Source organism: Streptomyces sp. NPDC104309 (assembly GCF_055584025.1).
The window spans coordinates 187,872-207,281 of record NZ_JBVJMV010000003.1; the positions used below are offsets into that span (position 1 = coordinate 187,872).

The 19,410-nt window shown below is 70.8% G+C and carries 21 protein-coding genes; 6 read left to right on the forward strand and 15 right to left on the reverse strand.

What is annotated here, in order from left to right:
- Nucleotides 1–263: 263 nt before the first annotated feature.
- Nucleotides 264–911 carry an HAD family hydrolase gene (locus tag ACZ68L_RS04910; protein WP_469574227.1) on the reverse strand — a complete coding sequence of 216 codons (648 nt, stop codon included), beginning with the start codon at nucleotides 909–911 and terminating at the stop codon, nucleotides 264–266.
- A gap of 147 nt (nucleotides 912–1,058) precedes the next feature.
- Here ACZ68L_RS04910 and ACZ68L_RS04915 point away from each other — a divergent pair, with 147 nt between their 5' ends.
- Both ACZ68L_RS04915 and ACZ68L_RS04920 read left to right on the forward strand, forming a co-directional pair.
- Nucleotides 1,059–1,418, forward strand: coding sequence for a hypothetical protein (locus ACZ68L_RS04915; RefSeq protein ID WP_404254237.1), 360 nt, complete (start codon nucleotides 1,059–1,061; stop codon nucleotides 1,416–1,418).
- Between the two features lie 2 nt (nucleotides 1,419–1,420).
- The gene (locus ACZ68L_RS04920; protein ID WP_469574229.1) at nucleotides 1,421–1,858 is read left to right on the forward strand and encodes a hypothetical protein; all 438 of its coding nucleotides are present in this window, start codon (nucleotides 1,421–1,423) and stop codon (nucleotides 1,856–1,858) included.
- 91 nt (nucleotides 1,859–1,949) lie between these two features.
- On the opposite strand, the gene ACZ68L_RS04925 is transcribed toward ACZ68L_RS04920, so the two are convergent.
- The 3 genes from ACZ68L_RS04925 to ACZ68L_RS04935 all read right to left on the reverse strand — a co-directional run bounded on the left by ACZ68L_RS04925 (nucleotide 1,950) and on the right by ACZ68L_RS04935 (nucleotide 4,329).
- A complete protein-coding gene (locus ACZ68L_RS04925; protein WP_469574231.1) occupies nucleotides 1,950–2,453 on the reverse strand; it encodes a GNAT family N-acetyltransferase in 504 nt (167 codons plus the stop codon).
- Nucleotides 2,454–2,489: 36 nt separating this feature from the next.
- Nucleotides 2,490–3,056, reverse strand: coding sequence for a sigma-70 family RNA polymerase sigma factor (locus ACZ68L_RS04930; protein WP_469574232.1), 567 nt, complete (start codon nucleotides 3,054–3,056; stop codon nucleotides 2,490–2,492).
- Between the two features lie 94 nt (nucleotides 3,057–3,150).
- A complete protein-coding gene (locus tag ACZ68L_RS04935; RefSeq protein ID WP_469574234.1) occupies nucleotides 3,151–4,329 on the reverse strand; it encodes a glycerophosphodiester phosphodiesterase in 1,179 nt (392 codons plus the stop codon).
- A gap of 234 nt (nucleotides 4,330–4,563) precedes the next feature.
- On the opposite strand from ACZ68L_RS04935, the gene ACZ68L_RS04940 reads away from it, so the two are divergent.
- Nucleotides 4,564–5,235 carry a lysophospholipid acyltransferase family protein gene (locus ACZ68L_RS04940; RefSeq protein WP_266745160.1) on the forward strand — a complete coding sequence of 224 codons (672 nt, stop codon included), beginning with the start codon at nucleotides 4,564–4,566 and terminating at the stop codon, nucleotides 5,233–5,235.
- 92 nt (nucleotides 5,236–5,327) lie between these two features.
- Here ACZ68L_RS04940 and ACZ68L_RS04945 read toward each other — a convergent pair whose 3' ends face one another.
- Entirely contained in the window at nucleotides 5,328–6,872 is a 1,545-nt protein-coding gene (locus ACZ68L_RS04945) for an MFS transporter (protein ID WP_469574236.1), read from the reverse strand.
- Complete coding sequence (locus ACZ68L_RS04950) at nucleotides 6,869–7,420, reverse strand: TetR/AcrR family transcriptional regulator (RefSeq protein ID WP_469574238.1); 552 nt, start codon at nucleotides 7,418–7,420, stop codon at nucleotides 6,869–6,871. Before ACZ68L_RS04950 ends, ACZ68L_RS04945 begins: the two co-directional genes overlap by 4 nt.
- Nucleotides 7,421–7,504: 84 nt before the next feature.
- On the opposite strand from ACZ68L_RS04950, the gene ACZ68L_RS04955 reads away from it, so the two are divergent.
- Nucleotides 7,505–8,032: an HAD domain-containing protein gene (locus ACZ68L_RS04955; protein WP_469574240.1), complete on the forward strand. Its 528-nt coding sequence runs from the start codon at nucleotides 7,505–7,507 to the stop codon at nucleotides 8,030–8,032.
- Between the two features lie 26 nt (nucleotides 8,033–8,058).
- On the opposite strand, the gene ACZ68L_RS04960 is transcribed toward ACZ68L_RS04955, so the two are convergent.
- The 4 genes from ACZ68L_RS04960 to ACZ68L_RS04975 all read right to left on the reverse strand — a co-directional run bounded on the left by ACZ68L_RS04960 (nucleotide 8,059) and on the right by ACZ68L_RS04975 (nucleotide 12,919).
- The gene (locus ACZ68L_RS04960) at nucleotides 8,059–8,958 is read right to left on the reverse strand and encodes a sigma-70 family RNA polymerase sigma factor (RefSeq protein ID WP_469574241.1); all 900 of its coding nucleotides are present in this window, start codon (nucleotides 8,956–8,958) and stop codon (nucleotides 8,059–8,061) included.
- A 121-nt stretch (nucleotides 8,959–9,079) separates the two neighbouring features.
- Nucleotides 9,080–10,090, reverse strand: coding sequence for an aldo/keto reductase (locus ACZ68L_RS04965; RefSeq protein WP_469574242.1), 1,011 nt, complete (start codon nucleotides 10,088–10,090; stop codon nucleotides 9,080–9,082).
- Nucleotides 10,091–10,203: 113 nt separating this feature from the next.
- On the reverse strand, nucleotides 10,204–11,637 hold the full coding sequence (gene argH, locus ACZ68L_RS04970; RefSeq protein WP_469574243.1) for an argininosuccinate lyase: 1,434 nt from the start codon (nucleotides 11,635–11,637) through the stop codon (nucleotides 10,204–10,206).
- A gap of 88 nt (nucleotides 11,638–11,725) precedes the next feature.
- Nucleotides 11,726–12,919, reverse strand: a complete 1,194-nt coding sequence (locus ACZ68L_RS04975; RefSeq protein WP_469574244.1) for an argininosuccinate synthase — start codon at nucleotides 12,917–12,919, stop codon at nucleotides 11,726–11,728.
- A gap of 227 nt (nucleotides 12,920–13,146) precedes the next feature.
- On the opposite strand from ACZ68L_RS04975, the gene ACZ68L_RS04980 reads away from it, so the two are divergent.
- Together ACZ68L_RS04980 and ACZ68L_RS04985 are read left to right on the forward strand one after the other, a co-directional pair.
- Entirely contained in the window at nucleotides 13,147–13,746 is a 600-nt protein-coding gene (locus ACZ68L_RS04980) for a pyridoxamine 5'-phosphate oxidase family protein (RefSeq protein WP_469574246.1), read from the forward strand.
- Nucleotides 13,747–13,802: 56 nt separating this feature from the next.
- Nucleotides 13,803–14,504: a L,D-transpeptidase family protein gene (locus tag ACZ68L_RS04985; protein ID WP_469574248.1), complete on the forward strand. Its 702-nt coding sequence runs from the start codon at nucleotides 13,803–13,805 to the stop codon at nucleotides 14,502–14,504.
- A 23-nt stretch (nucleotides 14,505–14,527) separates the two neighbouring features.
- Here the strand turns inward: ACZ68L_RS04985 and ACZ68L_RS04990 are convergent, their stop codons facing one another.
- The 5 genes from ACZ68L_RS04990 to argC are packed head-to-tail and all read right to left on the reverse strand — an operon-like array spanning nucleotide 14,528 to nucleotide 19,358.
- Complete coding sequence (locus ACZ68L_RS04990) at nucleotides 14,528–15,064, reverse strand: arginine repressor (protein ID WP_072484461.1); 537 nt, start codon at nucleotides 15,062–15,064, stop codon at nucleotides 14,528–14,530.
- 10 nt (nucleotides 15,065–15,074) lie between these two features.
- Nucleotides 15,075–16,271, reverse strand: a complete 1,197-nt coding sequence (locus ACZ68L_RS04995) for an acetylornithine transaminase (protein ID WP_469574249.1) — start codon at nucleotides 16,269–16,271, stop codon at nucleotides 15,075–15,077.
- A complete protein-coding gene (argB, locus tag ACZ68L_RS05000; RefSeq protein WP_469574250.1) occupies nucleotides 16,268–17,182 on the reverse strand; it encodes an acetylglutamate kinase in 915 nt (304 codons plus the stop codon). Before argB ends, ACZ68L_RS04995 begins: the two co-directional genes overlap by 4 nt.
- Nucleotides 17,179–18,333 carry a bifunctional glutamate N-acetyltransferase/amino-acid acetyltransferase ArgJ gene (gene argJ / locus ACZ68L_RS05005; protein ID WP_469574251.1) on the reverse strand — a complete coding sequence of 385 codons (1,155 nt, stop codon included), beginning with the start codon at nucleotides 18,331–18,333 and terminating at the stop codon, nucleotides 17,179–17,181. Before argJ ends, argB begins: the two co-directional genes overlap by 4 nt.
- Nucleotides 18,330–19,358 carry an N-acetyl-gamma-glutamyl-phosphate reductase gene (argC, locus tag ACZ68L_RS05010; RefSeq protein WP_469574252.1) on the reverse strand — a complete coding sequence of 343 codons (1,029 nt, stop codon included), beginning with the start codon at nucleotides 19,356–19,358 and terminating at the stop codon, nucleotides 18,330–18,332. Before argC ends, argJ begins: the two co-directional genes overlap by 4 nt.
- Between the last annotated feature and the right edge of the window lie 52 nt (nucleotides 19,359–19,410).

The following is a 19,410-nucleotide window of genomic DNA, read 5'->3' on the forward strand; positions in this document are numbered from 1 at the left end:
GGCCGGGCAGCGGCGCTCGGGCAGGCTCGTTCCGCTGGGTGCGGACGGCTCGGGCTCGGTCTCGCTTCGGGGCGCGAGGATCGGGCGGGGGCCCTCAGAAGGTGCGCATTCGACACATACAACGAGCACCGGGCGTCGTGATCGCCTCGGTCGCAAGGGTGCGGTTGCTCGTCGTGGTCATGCCCCAAGTAAAACAGACGTAACGTTCCGCCCGATCCGAATGTCCGAATAGCGGACAGCCGTGGATGGTGATGCGAACCGGCTCAGCCGATCGCCGCGATTTCCACTCCCTGGGCTGTGACCTGCACCGATATGGCGGAGAGGTCATCGACGACCAGATCCGCGACCAGTTCGGAGCGGTCGTGCGTTGTGGCCAAGGCCACGGTCCTCATGCCTGCCGCCCGCCCCGCCCGCAGTCCGGCCGGGGCGTCCTCGAAGACCACGCAACGAGCCGGATCGACACCGAGGCGCTCGGCGGCCAGCAGGTAGGGCTCGGGATCCGGCTTGCCCCGGGTGACGTCCTCGGCGGCGATCATCAGGGGGAAGTCGATGCCCACTTCGCGCAGCCGTGCCCGGCCGAGCGGCCGGGTGGCGGAGGTGACGACGGCCCAGCGGTGCGCCGGCAGCGCACCGAGCAGTTCCTTGGTACCGGGCAGGATCACGACTCCGCCGGGGGCGTCCTCGACCTCCAGCTGTTCGATACGGGCCAGGGCCTTCTCGACCCGGCCCGTGGGCAGCAGCTCGGCGACGATCTCGCCGGCCGTCCGGCCGTGCAGTTCGAGACCCTCGAAATCCTCCGCCGTGATCCCGTACTCCTGGGCCCACCGGGTCCAGCAGCGGTACACCGACGCGATCGAGGAGAGCAGCGTTCCGTCGTTGTCGAACAGCAGGGCTTCGGCGTGGATCTTCATGTCCACCGACACTACTGCCGCGGACGCAAAGGTCTGCCGGGCCGGTGGACCTTCGCGGTCACGGCACCGGGGCCTCGTCCGCGCGCCGTGTCCCCCGGGGACGGGGGCGCACGCGGAGGGCGCCTCGGTCCGTAATACCCTCGCCTCATGCTTGACGCCCTGACGGTCGCGGTCGCCGTGACCGCGCTCGCCCTCGCCGCGTGGTGCGGATTCGCCGCGTACCGGGACCAGCCGACCAAGGACTGGCACTTCATCGGAATGGCCGTGGTCTCGCTGCTGGCGCTGGCCCAGCTGGTGGTGGGCATCGTGCGGCTCTCCGGGGGCGCGCGGCCCGACCAGGGCATGACGATCTTCATCGCGTATCTGATCGGGGCCTTCCTCGCCGTGCCCGCGGCCGGTTTCCTGTCGCTCACCGAGCGGACCCGGTGGGGTTCGGTGACGGTGGCGGCGGGCGCGGTCGTGCTGGCCGTCCTCGAAGTACGGCTCTACGACATCTGGGGAAACTGACCGTGACCGACACCGATCGCGCCCCCGCGGCGGCCACCGGAGAGAAGCGGCCCTTCGACCTCGGGACCGGCCCCGGCCGGGTACTGGTCTGGTTCTACGGGGTGTTCACCGTCGCCGCGGCCTCCCGCTCGATCGTCCAGATGATCCTGGACTTCGGCAAGGCGCCGCTCGCCTACGTGCTGTCGGCCGTCGCCGCTCTCGTGTACGGATTCATCACGTATTCGCTGGTGCGCGGCGGCGAGAAGGCGCGCAGATCGGCGCTGGTGTGCTGCGCCGCCGAGCTCCTGGGTGTGCTGGTCGTGGGGACCTGGACGATGGTGGAGCCGTCGGCCTTCGCGGACGCCACCGTCTGGTCCGACTTCGGCATGGGTTACCTGTTCATCCCGGTGATCCTGCCGATCACCGGGATGATGTGGCTGCGCAGCGCGAAGAAGGCGTGACTCCCGCCCGACGGGCCTTCGGTGAGACCGGCCGTCGTCCGGGGAGTGCCCCCGGCCGTGCCGTGCCCCCGTTCCGCCGGGCGGGCCCGGTTCACGCGCTGGCCACGTAGGCGGGTGCCGTCGCGTCCTTCTCCAGCAGGATCATCTGGACGCCGTCCCGGCCGGTCTCGTTGCCCACCCGGGCGTAACCCGCCCGTCGGTAGAGCCGCAGATTGCTCTCGCTGCGATGCCCGGTCTGCAGCCGGAAGCGGGTGGCCGACCGCTCGTCGGCGAGTCCCGACTCGGCGGCCCGCAGCAGCCGGGCACCGAGGCCGTGCCCCTGGAGCCGCGGGTGGACGCAGAGCCTGCCGATCTGCCCGGTGCCGTCCTGATCGGTGGAGCCACGGACCGAACCGACCACTTCGTCGCCCAGTCGTGCCACGAACACCAGCTGCGTGGCGATCTCGGCGCGCAGCGAATCGAGGCTCTGGACCAGCGGGTCGATGCGGTAGTTCCCGTACAGCTCGGCCTCGCGCTGGAAGCAGAGGTACTGAAGTTTCAAGACCTGTTCGGCGTCCTGTGCCGTCGCCGCCGAGATGATCACGCTCATGCCCATCTGCGCATGCCTCCACCCACCTGATCCACCGGTTGTCTAACGCTCCTTTCCCCGCAGTTCAGGAGCGACAACCTCCGCCGCGAGCATTCTGCGCAGACATCCAAGGCATCGGGAACGGATCGGACCCAAACTGCCCTGTGACATACCCAACTTCCCTGCGATTTCCCGGTAAGTGGGATCACCGGGGGCGAGCATCGCCGACAGCAACCGGGCGCACCGGCCGGGCAGCCGGTCCACCGCGGCACGCAGCGCCCTGCGTTCGTCGGCGCCGACGGCGATCCGCTCGGGGCAGCCGGCCGGGTCCGCGGCGGTCTCGTCACGGTAGGGGCGTTCGTGCCGGGCGGTACGGCGGGCCCGGCGGGCCTCCGCCCGCACGGCGTTCCGTACCCAGCGCGCCGCGTCCGCCGGCGGCCCGCCCCGCGCGAGCAGCTCCAGCAGCCGCAGCCAGACGGCCTGTTCGAGATCGGCGGGTTCGATCGCCGCGCCCGTCGCCGAGGCGGCCGCCTCGGCCGTGGCCTCGGCGCTCACCAGCGGATACAGGGTACGGACGATGGCCGCGGAGGCGGTGGCGGTGTCGGCGGGGGCAAGATCGAGAAGCGTCATGCCCCGGCCGACGCGCCCGCACCGATGGCCGGTTGCCGTCCAGGGCGGCTACCACCCGACCGGGGCAGGCCCCGGCCGGGTGCTGACGCCGGTCTCACTGGGCGGCGAAGTCCGCCGCGGCGAGCAGGGCGGTGTCCGGGTTGTCGGAGAAGATCCCGTCGATACCGGTCGCGAAGTACGTCCGGAACGCGCCGAAGGCGTCACCGTACGCGGTGGGGTCCGTGCCGCGCCGGAAGTCGGCGGGCAGGAAGGTGTTCTCGTTGCGCATGGTGTACGGGTGCAGCACCAGGCCCTGCGCGTGCGCGTCCCTCACCAGGGTGGTCGGTGCGGTGAGCCGCCCCGAGGCGTCCTTGGGAATGATCAGGTCCAGGGTGGGTCCGATGCCCTGGGCGAAGGACGCCATCCACTTCAGGCCCTCGGGCTTCACCAGGTCGGCGACGGTGCGCGGATCGCCGGACGTCACGAAGTCCCAGGGACGCTCGCCCGCGCCGGAGAGCAGTACGACGCGCGGGGTGGCGACGAGTCCGGCCAGCCGCTGGATGCTGCCGGGCTCGAAGGACTGAAGGATGAGCGGCGACTGCTTGCGGTGGCGGTTGTAGCGGCGCAGCAGCTGGGCGAGGGGCTCTTCGAGCCCGAGGCCGAGTCCCCGGAAGTAGGTGGGGTGCTTGGTCTCGACGTACAGCCAGACCGGCTTCCCGCGCCTGCGGCCCTCACGGTCGGCCCAGCGCAGCACCTCCTCGAAGGTGGGGACCTCCCAGCGGCCGTCGTAGAGCGTGTTCTTCTGACGGGTGCCGGGGATGCGCTCGGTGGCCCGCAGTGTCTTCAGTTCCGCGAGGGTGAAGTCCTCGGTGAACCAGCCGGTGAGGGAGACGCCGTCGACCTTCTTCGTGGTCCTGCGGCCGGCGAACTCGGGGTGGGCTGAGACATCGGTGGTGGCGGTGATGTCGTTCTCGTGACGGCAGACGAGATGGCCGTCCTTGGTGGGCACCAGGTCCTGCTCGACGATGTGCGCGCCCATGTCGAGGGCCAGCTGGTAGGAGCCGAGGGTGTGCTCGGGCCGGTAGCCGCTGGTGCCGCGGTGTCCGATGACGGTGGGCACCGGGAGGTCGAGGCGGAAGCCGTGTCCGCCCGACCGTTCGGAGGGGCTCCGAACGGTGCCGTCCGCGGCGTCGGCCGGGCCGCCGGCCAGTCCGAGGGCGGCGGAGCCCAGTACGGCGGCCCCCGCCCCCAGCAGGGTTCTGCGACCGGGACCTGCCTGCGCGCGCTCAGTCATGAATGCTCCTCACGTGTGACGTCTCGCACCTGTCGGGCGAGGCCCGAGCGTAGGGAGTCGTACCGTCGTAGGAGCAGCCCCTGGACGAACTTGGCGGAAACACACGTCAACACTGCGTATCCGATCGATGAACCCGATGTGCGAACGGCGAGTACCCGCGAGTATCGTCCTCACCTGCATGGACCGTCACGATCCCGCGCCCCGGCCGGCCCGGCCACTACACCGGAGGAACCGTTGTCCCGACACGCACTCATCAAGGCAGTGCTCGGACCGATCTTGCGCCTGATGTTCCGCCCCCAGGTGGAGGGTGTGGAGAACATCCCCGGGGACGGTCCGGTGATCCTCGCGGGCAACCATCTGACGTTCATCGACTCGATGATCATGCCGATCTGCTGCGACCGGCCCGTCTACTACATCGGCAAGGACGAGTACGTGACGGGCAAGGGGCTCAAGGGCCGGGCGATGGCCTGGTTCTTCACGGGCTGCGGCATGATCCCGGTGGACCGGGACGGCGGTCGCGGCGGTGTCGCGGCGCTGATGACGGGCCGTCGGGTGCTGGAGGAGGGCAAGGCGTTCGCCATCTACCCGGAGGGCACCCGCTCCCCCGACGGCCGGCTCTACCGGGGCCGCACGGGGATCGCCCGGCTGACCCTGATGACGGGTGCGCCGGTGGTGCCGTTCGCGATGATCGGTACGGACAAGCTGCAGCCCGGTGGCACCGGTCTGCCCCGTCCCGGCAAGGTGACCGTCCGTTTCGGTGAGCCGATGGAGTTCTCCCGCTACGAGGGCATGGACCGCGACCGCTATGTGCTGCGGGCGGTGACCGACTCCGTGATGGCCGAGGTGATGCGGCTGTCGGGTCAGGAGTACGTCGACATGTATGCGACGAAGGCCAAGGCCGCGTGAGCTGACGCGGGAGCAGGACGCAGGAAGGGCTCGTACCGCCGATCGGCGGTACGAGCCCTTCCGCATGTCCTCGGTAGCCCTACGGTCCGGGGCTACTGGTGGACGATGCCGTCCTCCAGCTTCTGACCGCGCAACAGGAACCAGGCCGCGACGGCCGTTGCCAGCAGGACCGCCGCGCCGATGCCCGCGGCCAGCCGCAGCCCGTCGACGAACGACTCCTGCGCCGCGGAGATCAGCGCGCCCGCCTGTTGCGCCGGAAGGCCGTGCGCCGCTTCGACGGCGCCGCCCAGCGATTCATGGGCCGCCGAGGCATGGGCGGACGGAACGCCCTGCGGGGTGACGAAGTCCTGGTAGACGCCGGTGACGATGGAGCCGAGCAGGGCGATGCCGAGGGCCGCGCCGAGTTCGTACGCCGTCTCGGAGACCGCGCCCGCGGAACCCGCCTGCTCCTTCGGAACGCTGGAGAGGATCACGTCGGAGGTGACGGTGAAGGCGAAGCCCGCGCCGACTCCGACGACCAGCAGCACCACGCCGATCAGCGGATAGGCGGTCTCCCGGTGGAACAGGGTGACCGCGGCGAGCGCCAGACCGATCGCCCCGAGCCCGCCGGAGACCACCGATCGCACCGAGAAGCGTCGGGCCGCCACACCTGCGATCAGACCCGCGGTGACCGCACCGACGGCCGCGGGCAGCTCGGCGAGCCCGGCCTCCAGCGGTCCTCGTCCCTGTACCAGTTGCAGGAACTGGGAGAGGAAGAAGACCAGCCCGGACAGGCCGAGGATGGTCAGCAGATCGGCGAGGACCGCGCCCGAGAAGCCCCGGTGGTGGAAGAGCCGCATGTCCAGCAGAGGTGCGGGAAGCGTGAGTTGCCTGCGTACGAACCAGCAGAGCGCGGCCAGGCCACCGAGACCCGTGACGGCGACCCCCCAGCTCGTGCCGTGTGCGGCCAGCTCCTTGATCGCGTAGACGACACCGATCATGCCGATGAACGAGAGCGCCACGCTGGCCAGGTCCCAGGGGCCCGGTGCCGGATTCTTCGACTCGGGGATCATCTTGACGCCCACGACCACCAGGACGGCCATGACCGGCAGGTTGATCAGGAAGACCGAGCCCCACCAGAAGTGCTCCAGGAGGAAGCCGCCGACGACGGGACCGACGGCCGCGCCCGCGGAGGCCATGGCTCCCCAGATGCCGATGGCGAGGCTGCGCTCGCGCGGATCGTGGAAGAGATTGCGGATCAGGGCGAGCGTGGACGGCATCAGGGTGGCGCCCGCGACACCGAGCAGCGCCCGCGCCAGGATCATCATCTCGGGGCTGCTCGCGTACGCGTTGAGCACCGAGACCGCGCCGAAGGCCATGGCACCGGTGAGCAGCAGTTTCTTGCGGCCGATGCGGTCGCCGAGGCTGCCCATGGAGACCAGGAGCCCGGCGATCACGAAGGAGTAGACGTCGCCGATCCAGAGCAGCTGCGTGCCGGACGGTTTGAGGTCCTCGGTGAGGAAGGGGGTGGCGAGGCCGAGGACCGTGGCGTCCACGGCCACGAGCAGCACCGCGAGGACGAGGACGGCCAGGGCGATCCACCGCCCGGGACGACGTAGCTCATGGGTGGCTTCCGCGTGCTGTTCGAGACGGCTCATTGCTCTACGCTCCGGCGTGCGCCGCCGAGCAGCAACTCGACGATCATGTACTGGAAGTCCTGCCCGGCCACCCGGCCCACCTGGACGGCCCAGGCTCCGGTGGAGATCAGTCCGTAGAGGGCCTCGGTCAGCCAGGCGGGGGTGAGATCGATGCGGAGCTCGCCACGCTCCTGGCCCCGCCGGAAGAAGGCGGAGACCCGGGCATCGAGGCGGTCCCAGCCCTCGTGCACCTCGTCGCCCTCGAAGAGCTGGTTCTCGGTGACGAGGAAGGAGAAGAGTCCGGCGCTCGGCTCGATGGCCGCGACCAGTCGGCGCAAGGCCTCCTCGCAGGTGCCCTCGTCGAGCGCGGCGGCGTCCAGGGCCGCTTCGAACTCCCGGATGCCCAGCTCCTCCAACGCCTTGACCAGGGCATCACGCCCGGCGAAGTGCCGGTGCAGGGTGGCGCGTCCGATGCCTGCGGCTCTGGCGACCTCGTCCATGGTGGCGGTCGATTTGCGGGTCAGCAGGGCGGCGGCGCTGCGCAGCACCTGCTCACGGTCGAGACTCATGAGACAACCATAAACCATATGAGACATGAATGTCTCACTCGCAGGGCATCGCCTCCCGCGGGAGAGAGGGAGGACCATGTCGTCATGAAGCCGCTGCTGCTGATCGACATCGACGGTCCGCTCAATCCGTACGCGGCATTCCTGCGGCGCCGGGTCCCGGACGGTTACGCGCGGCATCTGATGCGGCCGACGGGATGGGACTACGGACCGCCGCTGCCCGTCCTGCTCAACCCGGACCACGGGCGGGCGCTGCTGGCCCTCGCCGACCGTTACGAACTGGTCTGGGCGACGACCTGGAAGGACGAGGCCAACCAGTGGATCGGGCCGCATCTCGGGCTGCCCCCGCTGCCTTACATCGACTGGCCGTCGATGCACGGCAGCGCGCCGGACGGCACGTACTGGAAGACGCAGTACGTCGTGGAGTACGCGGCCGGCCGGCCGTTCGCCTGGGTCGACGACGAGATCGCCGAGCAGGACCGGGAGTGGGTCTCGGGGCAGGGGGCGGGCGAGTCGCTGCTGCTGTGGATCGATCCCCGGATCGGACTGCTGCCGGCCGATTTCGAGGCGCTCGCCGCATGGGCGGAGGGCCGCCGGGGCGGCGACGGGCGCTGAGCCAGCCGTTCCGCCACCGCCCCGGGTCAGTCGTCGAGGACGAAAAGATCGAGGCCCGGCAGGCGGGCCGGGTCGTTGATCACGGACATCTCGACGACCTTCTCCCGCGCGATCGTGAAGACCATGACCGAGAACCGTCGGTCCTCCCGCGTCGAGATGACGGCCGGTGCTCCGTCGACCAGGGCCGGCTGCGACGACCGCGCGAACGGCGCGAACATGATCGCCTGACGGGCCACCGCCTCGGCGCCCCGCACCAGGGACGGCGCACCGACGCCACCGGCGCCCATGTCGGACCGCGCCACCACGTCCGGGTCGAGCACGGCGACGAGTGCCTCGAAGTCGCCGCCGCGAGCGGCGGCCAGGAAGGCGTCGACGACCTCGCGCTTGCGGGCGAGACCGGGATCCGGATGCGGGTCCGCCCCCTGCACCCTGCGGCGGGCCCGGCTGGCGAGCTGCCGCGCCGCGGCCGGGGTGCGGTCCACGATGCGGGAGATCTCGTCGAAGGGCACGGCGAACATGTCGTGCAGGACGAAGGCGAGCCGCTCGGCGGGGTCCAGCGTTTCGAGCACCACCAGCATCGCGAGACCGACCGAATCCGCCATCAGGGCCTGCTGCTCGGGGTCGGTCTCCGGGCGGGCGCCGAGGAGCGGGTCCGGGGCGTGGGCCTCGGGCACCCCCGTGTCGAGGGGCTCCTCACGACGGGAGCGGCGCGAACGGAGCATGTCCAGACACACCCGCCCGACGACTGTCGTCAGCCAGCCGCCCAGGTTCTCGATCGCCCGGTCGTCGGAACGGCTGAGCCGGAGCCAGGCTTCCTGGACGGCGTCCTCCGCCTCGCTCGTCGAGCCGAGCATCCGGTAGGCCACGGCCTTCAGCTTCGTCCGGTTCTCCTCGAAGCGTTCGGCCAGGATCTCGTGTCCGTCCACAGTCACATTCCTCCGTATGGTTCCGTCCCCACGATGACGAACGGGACCGCGTCGATGTGACAGGCGGTTCGGCGCCGCGTCGCCGCCGTCGGCGCGGGGCGCCGGCCGGGGGCGGATCCGCTCAGCTCCAGGGCAGCGCGGCGCGGTGGCGCCAGTACGCCTCCGGCTCCTCCACCAGCGCGTCGAGCCCGCCACGCCGCTCCTCGTCGAGGTCGACGACGGCCGCGTGCAGATTGCCGGCGAGCTGCTCGACGGTCGCCGCGCCGGAGAGCACCACACCGGCCCACGGCTGGTGCAGTACGAACGCCAGCGCGACCGCGTCGCTGCCGACGCCGGCCTCGGCGGCGATCTCCCGGACCACGGCCGGGGCATCCGTTCCGGCGAGTCGGCCGTTGGCCATGGCTTCCTTGACGATCACGGTGAGCCCGGCGTCATGGGCCTCGACGAGCGCCGCACCGGCCGAGGTCTCCAGGGCGTTGAAGGTGGCCTGGACCGTACGGAAGAGCGGCTCACCGTCGACCGTGACGGCGAGGGCGGCCCGGATGGCGTCGGCCTGGGCGGGGCCGCTGGTGGACAGGCCCACGCTGACCCCTTCCGCGGCAAGTCCGGCGAGCCGCGCGTGCAGTTCCTTGTCGGTGAGGGCCGGGCTGTCGGCGGTGACCGAGTGGATCTGGTACAGGTCGAGGCGGTCGCCGAGCAGCGCGTCGGTCTCGGCGCGCTGACGCAGAAACGTGGCGAGGCCGTGGTCCTTGACCTCGTGCGCCTCGGCCTCGACGCTCCAGTCGGCCGTGTAGGTGTAGCCCCACTTGCTGCCGATGACGACGTCGTCCACCTCCGGACGCGCCGTCAGCCAGTCGGCCAGGAATTCCTCCGAACGGCCGTAGGAGCGGGCCGCGTCGACGTAGCGGACACCCTGCGCGTAGGCGGCGTCCAACAGCTCGTGGGTGCGCTCGCGCAGCGCTTCGACACTGCGGTCCGCGGGCAGATCGCGGTCACGGTGGAGGTTGATGTAGCCGGGCCTGCCGACCGCCGCCAGGCCGAGCCCGATGTGGGCGGTCGGAGTCGTCGCGCTGGTCGATGGGGCCTCCCCTGGTCGAGCGAAGCCGAGAGCTCGGGGAAGGGCGAAAGACATCGTGGGCTCCTCGTGTGTCGGGTGCGCTCCCCCGACAACGTAACCCGGCTCGGGAAAACCGGAAGGCGGGGAGCGTACCGTCGCTCCCCGCCCTGATCCCGCCCTCGCCGCCGTCAGTTCTTCGCGGTCGCCCACGCCTGCTGGACGGCGAGGTCGGCCTTCACCTCGGCGAGCTGGACGGCGACGGCCGACGGGGCCGTACCGCCGCGGCCGCTGCGGGACGCGAGCGCACCGGCCACATTGAGGACCGAGCGGACCTCGGGGGTGAGGTGCTCGGAGATCTTCGCGAACTGCTCGTCGGTCAGCTCGTCGAGCTCGATGCCCTGCTGCTCGCACTCCTTGACGCACTCGCCCGCGACCTCGTGCGCGACCCGGAACGGGACGCCCTGCTTGACCAGCCACTCGGCGATGTCGGTGGCGAGCGAGAAGCCGGCCGGGGCCAGCTCCTCCATGCGCTCGCGGTTGACGGTGAGCGTGGCCATCATTCCGGTGAAGGCGGGCAGCAGGACTTCGAGCTGGTCGCAGGAGTCGAAGACCGGCTCCTTGTCCTCCTGCAGGTCGCGGTTGTACGCGAGCGGGAGGGCCTTCAGCGTGGCCATCAGGCCCGTCAGATTGCCGATCAGCCGGCCGGACTTGCCGCGGGCCAGCTCGGCGATGTCCGGGTTCTTCTTCTGCGGCATGATCGAGGAACCGGTCGAGAAGGCGTCGTGCAGGGTGACGAAGGAGAACTCCTTCGTGTTCCAGATGATGATCTCCTCCGCGATCCGGGAGAGATTCACCCCGATCATCGCGGTGATGAAGGCGAACTCGGCGACGAAGTCGCGGGAGGCGGTGCCGTCGATCGAGTTGGCGACGGAGCCGCGCTCGAAGCCGAGGTCGGCAGCGACCGCCTGCGGGTCCAGCCCGAGGGACGATCCGGCCAGCGCGCCGGAGCCGTACGGGGAGACGGCGGTCCGCTCGTCCCACTGGCGCAGCCGCTCGGCATCCCGGGAGAGGGACTGCGCATGGGCCAGGACGTGATGGGCGAAGAGCACCGGCTGGGCGTGCTGCAGATGTGTACGGCCGGGCATCGCGACGTCCGGGTGCGTCTCGGCGAGGCCGACCAGGGCGCCCTGGAGTTCGGCGATCAGCCCGCCGATGACGCGGGCGTGGTCGCGCAGGTACATCCGGAAGAGGGTGGCGATCTGGTCGTTGCGGGACCGGCCGGCCCGCAGCTTGCCGCCGAGGTCCGGACCGAGACGCTCCAGCAGGCCGCGTTCCAGCGCGGTGTGCACGTCCTCGTCGGCGACGGTGCCGGTGAACGAGCCGTCGGCGACATCGGCTTCGAGCTGGTCGAGACCGGCGGTCATCCGGTTCAGCTCGTCCTCGGTGAGCAGACCCGCCCGGTGCAGGACGCGCGCGTGGGCGCGGGAGCCGGCGATGTCGTACGGCGCGAGCCGCCAGTCGAAGTGGACGGAGGCGGAAAGCCTGGCCAGCGCCTCGGCCGGACCGTCGGCGAAGCGGGCGCCCCAGAGGCGTACGTCGCTGTTGCCGTTGCCGTTGCTCACTGCGTGCTCCTCGGAAGAACAAAGGGGTGGATGTGCGGCCGCCTCCCCGCCCGGAGGGCCGGAGAGGCGGTGACGTAACGGGTGGAGGTCAGGACAGGTCACGCTGCGCGGCGATCTTCGACGAGAGGCCGAAGATCTCGATGAAGCCCTGCGCCTTGGACTGGTCGAACGTGTCGCCCGAGTCGTAGGTGGCGAGGTTGAAGTCGTAGAGCGACTGCTCGGACCTCCGGCCGGTGACGACGGCGCGGCCCGCGTGCAGGGTCATGCGGATGTCACCCGTGACGTGCTGGTCGGCCTCGTCGATGAAGCCGTCCAGGGCGCGCTTGAGCGGCGAGAACCACAGGCCGTCGTAGACCAGCTCGCCCCAGCGCTGTTCGACCTGCCGCTTGTAGCGGGCCAGCTCGCGCTCGACGGTGACGTTCTCCAGCTCCTGATGGGCGGTGATCAGCGCGATCGCGCCCGGGGCCTCGTACACCTCGCGGGACTTGATGCCGACGAGCCGGTCCTCGACCATGTCGATCCGGCCGATGCCCTGGGCACCGGCCCGCCGGTTGAGCCGCTGGATCGCCTGGAGGACGGTGACGGGCTCGCCGTCGAGGGCCACGGGCACGCCCGCCTCGAAGGAGATGACGACCTCGTCGGCCTCGCGCGGGGTGGCGGGGTTCTCGGTGTACGCGTAGATGTCCTCGATCGGCGCGTTCCAGATGTCCTCCAGGAAGCCCGTCTCGACGGCGCGCCCGAAGACGTTCTGGTCGATGGAGTACGGGGACTTCTTGGTGGTCGCGATCGGGAGGTTCTTCTCCTCGCAGAAGGCGATCGCCTTGTCCCGGGTCATCGCGTAGTCGCGGACCGGGGCGATGCACTTCAGGCCGGGGCCGAGCGCGGAGATGCCGGCCTCGAAGCGGACCTGGTCGTTGCCCTTGCCGGTGCAGCCGTGGGCGGCGACACCGGCGTGGTGCTTGTCGGCGGCGGCGACGAGGTGCTTGACGATGGCCGGCCGGGAGAGGGCGGAGACCAGCGGGTACCGGTCCATGTAGAGGGCATTGGCCTTGATCGCGGGGAGGCAGTACTCCTCGGCGAACTCGTCCTTGGCGTCCACGACCTCGGCCTCGACGGCACCGCAGGCGAGCGCACGCTCGCGGATGACCTCCAGGTCCTCGCCGCCCTGGCCGACGTCGACGGCGACGGCGATGACTTCGGCACCCGTCTGCTCGGCGATCCAGCCGATGGCGACGGAGGTGTCCAAGCCGCCCGAGTAGGCGAGTACGACACGCTCAGTCACGGCTTCCTCCTCACGGTGCGATCACTTCTAGGCATAACTATGCAGTGTTCCGTATGTTTTGTCAAAAGTGGCCGGCACATCGCGCGCACCGGCCGGAAGCGGTGGGGACCTGGCGCGAGCGGTACGCGCCGCGACCCGGCGGCCACTGTGGGCGGCCGGCCCCCACGGGCGTTCCATCAGCCGAAACGCACCCGCCGTCGACGGGGTCGGCGGCGATAATGACCGCCATGGGAAAAACCTACGAGCGTATCGACGGGCGGATCAGGACCTTCATCGAAGAGCAGCACATCTTCTTCACGGCGACCGCACCCCTGGACGGAGAGGGCACGGTCAACCTCTCCCCCAAGGGGGTCAGCGGCTCCTTCGCCGTGATCGACGAGCTGACCGTGGCCTATCTGGACTTCGCGGGCAGCAACGCCGAGACCGTGGCCCACCTCCGCGAGAACGGCCGCATCACGCTGATGTGGTGCGCCTTCCAGGGGCCGCCCAACATCGTGCGGGTGCACGGCCGCGGTGAGCCGGTCTTCCGTGACGATCCACGCTTCGGCCCGCTGCTCAGCCACTTCCCCGGGGTGGACCCCACCCCGCACGGGCTGCGCGCCGTCATCGTGGTCGAGGCCGAACTGATCCGGGACACCTGCGGATACGCCGTGCCCTTCATGTCCTACGACGAGGACCGGCCACTGCACGCCCAGCGCTTCGCCCGCGAGGACGACGCGTCGCTCAGCGCCTACTTCGAGAAGAAGGAGCACGTCGGGACGAGTATCGACGGGCTGCCCGGCCTGCCGCTCCCGCTGCCGGCCATGCCGCGCGCGGCAGCGGATTGAGCCGTACGGCGCAGGTCCGGGAGTGGCATCCGGCCGGACGGTCTAGCGTCCGGGGCATGCGCAGACTTCTGGTGGCGGGTTCGGTGCTTCTCGCGCTCGCGGGCTCGGTCGCGGCCCGGCCCGCCGTGGCACCGGCACTTCCGTCACGGCTCGCCGACACCGGTGGCGGCACCCAGCTGATCACGGCACAGGCCGCGGCCGCGGGCTCCACCACGGGCACCGTCACCTGGTGGAATCTGCGCCGGGGAACCTGGGTCAAGGGCGGGTCGGCACCGGCCCGGTTCGGCGCGAAGGGCCTCGCCGAGGGGGCGTCGCGCAAGCAGGGCACCGACACCACGCCGACCGGCCTGTACGACCTGCCGTACGCCTTCGGGGTCAAGGCCGCGCCGGCCGGCACCGTCCACCCGTACCGCCGGGTCAACAGCCGGTCCTGGTGGTGCGAGGACGAGGAGGCGCGGTCCTACAACCGCTGGGTGGAGCCGCGTCCCGCCGACTGCCGGGCGGCCGAGGCGGAGCATCTGATCACCTATCCGACGCAGTACGCCCGCGCGCTCGTCATCGGCTTCAACTACGAGCGACCGGTGCGGGGGCGCGGCGCCGGGATCTTCCTCCACGTCAACGGGCGTGGCGCGACCGCCGGCTGTGTCTCCGTACCGGCGGCCGCGATGGACCGGATCCTCGACTGGGTGGACCCCGCCCGCCGTCCGCACATCGCGATCGGGACCCGTTCGGGCCCGACCGCGATCACCCGCTACTGACGGCGCCGGCCGGGCCGGCCGGCTCAGCGCTCGTTCTGGGCCAGTCGCAGCAGATGGTCGGCGAGCGCCTGTCCGCCCGCCGGATCACGGCTGATCAGCATCAGCGTGTCGTCGCCCGCGATGGTGCCGAGGATGTCGTGAAGTTCGGCCTGGTCGATGGCCGAGGCGAGGAACTGGGCCGCGCCCGGAGGCGTACGCAGCACCACGAGGTTGGCCGAGGCCTCCGCCGAGATGAGCAGTTCGGCGGAGAGGCGCCGCATGCGCTCCTCCTTCGCGGACCCGCCCAGCGGTGCCTGCGGGGTACGGAAACCGCCCTCGCTCGGCACCGCGTAGATCAGCTCGCCGCCGGTGTTGCGGATCTTCACCGCACCCAGCTCGTCCAGGTCGCGGGAGAGCGTCGCCTGCGTGACGCTCAGCCCGTCGTCGGCCAGGAGCTTGGCCAGCTGGCTCTGCGAGCGCACCGGCTGCCGGTTCAGGATGTCCACGATCCGGCGGTGGCGTGCGGTGCGGGTCTGCGGCACGGACGGCCCGCCGTACTCGGTTTCCTGCGCCTCGGTCATCGTCGTCGCCTCATTCTCCGGATCGTCCGTCCCCTTTTGCCGCGTCGAGGGCGCCGGGCAGAGCCTGGAGGAGCGCGTCCACCTCGGTGTCACCGATGACCAGCGGCGGCATGAGCCGCAGGACATCGGGGGCGGGCGCGTTCACCAGGATTCCGGCTCCCTGAGCCGCCTGTTGCACCTGAGGTGCGAGGGGCTCGGTGAGCACGATACCCAGCAGCAGCCCGGAGCCTCTGACATGGGAGACCAGAGGGTGCCCCAGCCCCTCCACTCCGTCCCGGATCTTCTCGCCCAGCCGCTTGACCTGGTCCAGGGCGCCATCGGCCGCCAGGGTGTCCAGGACGGCGAGACCGGCAGCGCAGGCGATCGGGTTCCCGCCGAACGTCGTGCCGTGCTGGCCGGGCTTCAGCAGCTCGGCCGCCGGGCCGAACGCGACGGTCGCGCCGAGCGGCAGACCGCCGCCGAGCCCCTTGGCGAGGGTGACGACGTCGGGCTCCACGCCCTGGTGGGCCTGGTGCTCGAACCAGTGGCCGCAGCGGCCGATACCGGTCTGCACCTCGTCGAGGACGAGCAGGGTGCCGGTGGCCCGGGTGATCTCCCGGGCGGCCTCCAGATATCCCGCGGGTGGCACGACCACGCCGTTCTCGCCCTGGATGGGCTCGATGATCACCAGCGCCGTGTCGGTGGTCACGGCGGCGCGCAGCGCTTCCGCGTCGCCGTACGGGACATGCGTGACGTCGCCGGGCAGCGGAAGGAAAGGCTCGCGCTTCTTGGGCTGGCCGGTCAGGGCCAGCGCGCCCATGGTCCGGCCGTGGAAGCCGCCGTCGGTGGCGACCATGTGGGTCCGCCCGGTCAGCCGGCCGATCTTGAAGGCGGCCTCGTTGGCCTCGGCGCCCGAGTTGGCGAAGTAGACCCGGCCCTCTCGGCCGAAGAGCTGGAGCAGCCGTTCGGCGAGGGCGACGGGCGGCGGCGCGATGTAGAGGTTGGAGACATGGCCGAGGCAGGCGATCTGGGTGGAGACGGCCTCGATGACGGCGGGGTGGGCGTGGCCCAGCGCGTTCACCGCGATGCCGCCGACGAAGTCGAGGTACTCGGTGCCGTCGGCGTCCCACACGTGGGCCCCCTCGCCGCGGACGAGGGACAGCTGGGGAGTGCCGTAGTTGTCCATCAGCGCGTGGCTCCAGCGCTGCGAGAGCTCCTGGTTGCTCATGACTCCCCCTGTGCGTCGAGCGGTGCGTCGGGCACGACCATCGTGCCGATTCCTTCGTCGGTGAAGATCTCCAGCAGGATCGAGTGCTGGACCCGGCCGTCGATGACCCGCGCGGTCTCCACGCCGTTGCGCACGGCGTGCAGGCAACCCTGCATCTTCGGCACCATGCCGCTGGACAGCTCCGGAAGGAGCTTCTCCAGCTCGCCGGCGGTGAGGCGGCTGATCACGTCGTCGCTGTTGGGCCAGTCCTCGTACAGACCCTCCACGTCGGTGAGGACCATGAGCGTCTCGGCGCCGAGCGCGGCGGCGAGCGCGGCGGCCGCGGTGTCGGCGTTGACGTTGTAGACGTGGTGGTCGTCGGCGGAGCGTGCGATGGAGGAGACGACCGGGATCCGGCCGTCGTCCAGCAGCGCCTGGATGGCTCCGGTGTCGATGGCGGTGATCTCGCCGACCCGGCCGATGTCGACGAGTTCGCCGTCGATGGTCGGCCGGTGCTGGGTGGCCGTGATCGTGTGGGCGTCCTCGCCGGTCAGGCCGACGGCGAGCGGGCCGTGCTGGTTGAGCAGGCCGACGAGCTCGCGCTGGACCTGTCCGGCCAGCACCATCCGTACGACGTCCATCGCCTCGGGCGTGGTGACGCGCAGACCGGCCTTGAACTCGCTGACCAGGCCCTGCTTGTCGAGCTGGGCACTGATCTGCGGGCCGCCGCCGTGCACGACGACCGGCTTGAGACCGGCCTGCCGCAGGAAGACCACGTCCTGGGCGAAGGCCGCCTTCAGCTCCTCGTCGATCATGGCGTTGCCGCCGAACTTGATGACCACGGTCTTTCCGTTGTGCCGGGTCAGCCAGGGCAGCGCCTCGATGAGGATCTGCGCCTTCGGGAGTGCGGTGTGCTTCCGCGCCGCGGTCATGAGCTGTACGCGCTGTTCTCGTGGACGTAGTCCGCGGTGAGGTCGTTGGCCCAGATAACGGCCGACTCGGTGCCGGCGGCCAGGTCGGCGGTGATCTTCACTTCCCGGTAGCGCATGTCGACGAGGTCGCGGTCCTCGCCGACACTGCCGTTCTTGCAGACCCACACGCCGTTGATGGCGACGTTCAGCTGGTCGGGCTCGAAGGCGGCCTTCGTCGTACCGATCGCGGACAGGACTCGGCCCCAGTTCGGGTCCTCGCCGTGGATGGCGCACTTGAGGAGGTTGTTGCGGGCGATGGAGCGGCCCACCTCGACGGCGTCGTCCTCGGTCGCGGCGTTGATCACCTCGATCCGGATGTCCTTGGAGGCGCCCTCGGCGTCACCGATCAGCTGCCGGGCGAGCTCGGCGCAGACGGTCCGTACGGCCTCGGCGAGCTCGCCCTGCTCCGGGGTGATCCCGCTCGCGCCGGAGGCCAGCAGCAGCACGGTGTCGTTGGTCGACATGCAGCCGTCGGAGTCGACCCGGTCGAAGGTGGTGCGGGTGGCGGCGCGCAGCGCCGTGTCCAGCGCCGGGGCGTCCACGTCGGCGTCGGTGGTGAGGACGACGAGCATGGTGGCGAGGCCCGGGGCGAGCATGCCCGCGCCCTTGGCCATGCCGCCGACGGTCCAGCCCTCGCCGCCCGCGACGGCGGTCTTGTGGACGGTGTCGGTGGTCTTGATCGCGATGGCGGCCTTCTCGCCGCCGTGCTCGCTCAGCGCTGCGGCGGCGGTCTCGATGCCGGGCAGCAGCTTGTCCATCGGGAGCAGGGTTCCGATCAGCCCGGTCGAGGCGACCGCGATCTCGCCCGCGCTGTGACCGGTGAGGACCTCGGCGGCCTTCTCGGCGGTGGCGTGGGTGTCCTGGAAGCCCTGCGGTCCCGTACAGGCGTTGGCACCGCCGGAGTTGAGGACGACGGCGCTGACCTCGCCGCCCTTGAGGACCTGCTCCGACCAGAGGACGGGGGCGGCCTTGACGCGGTTGGAGGTGAAGACGCCCGCGGCGGCGCGACGCGGACCGCGGTTGACCACGAGGGCGAGGTCCGGGTTACCGCTCTCCTTGATTCCCGCGGCGATGCCCGCCGCCGAGAACCCCTGTGCTGCCGTGACACTCACGGTGCGACTCCGATCGTGGAAAGACCTGTGTCCTCGGGAAGTCCGAGGGCGATGTTCATGCTCTGCAGGGCACCGCCGGCGGTGCCCTTGGCGAGGTTGTCGATGGCGCTGACGACGACGATCCGGCCCGCCGCCTCGTCGTACGCGACCTGGATCTGCACGGCGTTGGAACCGACGACGGCGGCGGTGGCGGGCCACTGCCCCTCCGGGAGCAGGTCGACGAACGGCTCGTCGGCGAACGCCTTCTCGTACGTGTTACGGACGGACTCGGCGCTCACGCCCGGCTTCGCCTTCGCGCTGCACGTGGCGAGGATGCCGCGGGGCATCGGCGCCAGGGTCGGCGTGAAGGAGACCGTGACCGGTTCACCGGCGGCGGCGCTGAGGTTCTGGATCATCTCGGGGGTGTGCCGGTGGGCCCCGCCGACGCCGTACGGGCTCATGTTGCCCATCACCTCGGAGCCGAGCAGATGCGGCTTGGCCGCCTTGCCCGCCCCCGAAGTGCCCGAAGCGGCGACGATCACGGCCTCGGGCTCGGCCAGCTGGGCCGCGTACGCCGGGAAGAGCGCGAGCGAGACGGCGGTCGGGTAGCAGCCGGGCACCGCGATGCGCCTGGACCCGGCCAGCGCCGCGCGCCCGCCCGGCAGTTCGGGCAGGCCGTAGGGCCAGGTCCCGGCGTGCGGCGAACCGTAGAACTTCTCCCAGTCCGCGGCGTCCTTGAGCCGGAAGTCGGCTCCCATGTCGACGACGAGCACCTGGTCGCCGAGCTGCTCGGCGACGGCGGCGGACTGCCCGTGCGGAAGGGCGAGGAAGACGACGTCGTGCCCGGCGAGGACCTCGGGCGTGGTCGGCTGAAGCACCCGGTCGGCGAGCGGCCGCAGGTGCGGCTGCAGCGCACCGAGCTTCTGTCCCGCGTTGGAGTTGGCGGTGAGGGCCCCGATCTCGACCTCGGGGTGGACCAGCAGGAGACGGAGCAGCTCCCCACCGGCGTATCCGCTCGCCCCTGCCACCGCTGCACGTACCACCATCGAAATCCTCCTCGTCGATGGCATGACTATACGCAGCTATGCACTTTTATGC

Coding starts and splice junctions, on each gene's coding strand:
- ACZ68L_RS04910 (WP_469574227.1), bottom strand. CDS start 911: ATGAAGATCCACGCCGAAGCCCTGCTGTTCGACAACGACGGAACGCTG.
- ACZ68L_RS04915 (WP_404254237.1), top strand. CDS start 1,059: ATGCTTGACGCCCTGACGGTCGCGGTCGCCGTGACCGCGCTCGCCCTC.
- ACZ68L_RS04925 (WP_469574231.1), bottom strand. CDS start 2,453: ATGGGCATGAGCGTGATCATCTCGGCGGCGACGGCACAGGACGCCGAA.
- ACZ68L_RS04930 (WP_469574232.1), bottom strand. CDS start 3,056: ATGACGCTTCTCGATCTTGCCCCCGCCGACACCGCCACCGCCTCCGCG.
- ACZ68L_RS04935 (WP_469574234.1), bottom strand. CDS start 4,329: ATGACTGAGCGCGCGCAGGCAGGTCCCGGTCGCAGAACCCTGCTGGGG.
- ACZ68L_RS04945 (WP_469574236.1), bottom strand. CDS start 6,872: ATGAGCCGTCTCGAACAGCACGCGGAAGCCACCCATGAGCTACGTCGT.
- ACZ68L_RS04950 (WP_469574238.1), bottom strand. CDS start 7,420: ATGAGTCTCGACCGTGAGCAGGTGCTGCGCAGCGCCGCCGCCCTGCTG.
- ACZ68L_RS04955 (WP_469574240.1), top strand. CDS start 7,505: ATGAAGCCGCTGCTGCTGATCGACATCGACGGTCCGCTCAATCCGTAC.
- ACZ68L_RS04965 (WP_469574242.1), bottom strand. CDS start 10,090: ATGTCTTTCGCCCTTCCCCGAGCTCTCGGCTTCGCTCGACCAGGGGAG.
- ACZ68L_RS04980 (WP_469574246.1), top strand. CDS start 13,147: ATGGGAAAAACCTACGAGCGTATCGACGGGCGGATCAGGACCTTCATC.
- ACZ68L_RS04985 (WP_469574248.1), top strand. CDS start 13,803: ATGCGCAGACTTCTGGTGGCGGGTTCGGTGCTTCTCGCGCTCGCGGGC.
- ACZ68L_RS04990 (WP_072484461.1), bottom strand. CDS start 15,064: ATGACCGAGGCGCAGGAAACCGAGTACGGCGGGCCGTCCGTGCCGCAG.
- ACZ68L_RS04995 (WP_469574249.1), bottom strand. CDS start 16,271: ATGAGCAACCAGGAGCTCTCGCAGCGCTGGAGCCACGCGCTGATGGAC.
- argB (WP_469574250.1), bottom strand. CDS start 17,182: ATGACCGCGGCGCGGAAGCACACCGCACTCCCGAAGGCGCAGATCCTC.
- argC (WP_469574252.1), bottom strand. CDS start 19,358: ATGGTGGTACGTGCAGCGGTGGCAGGGGCGAGCGGATACGCCGGTGGG.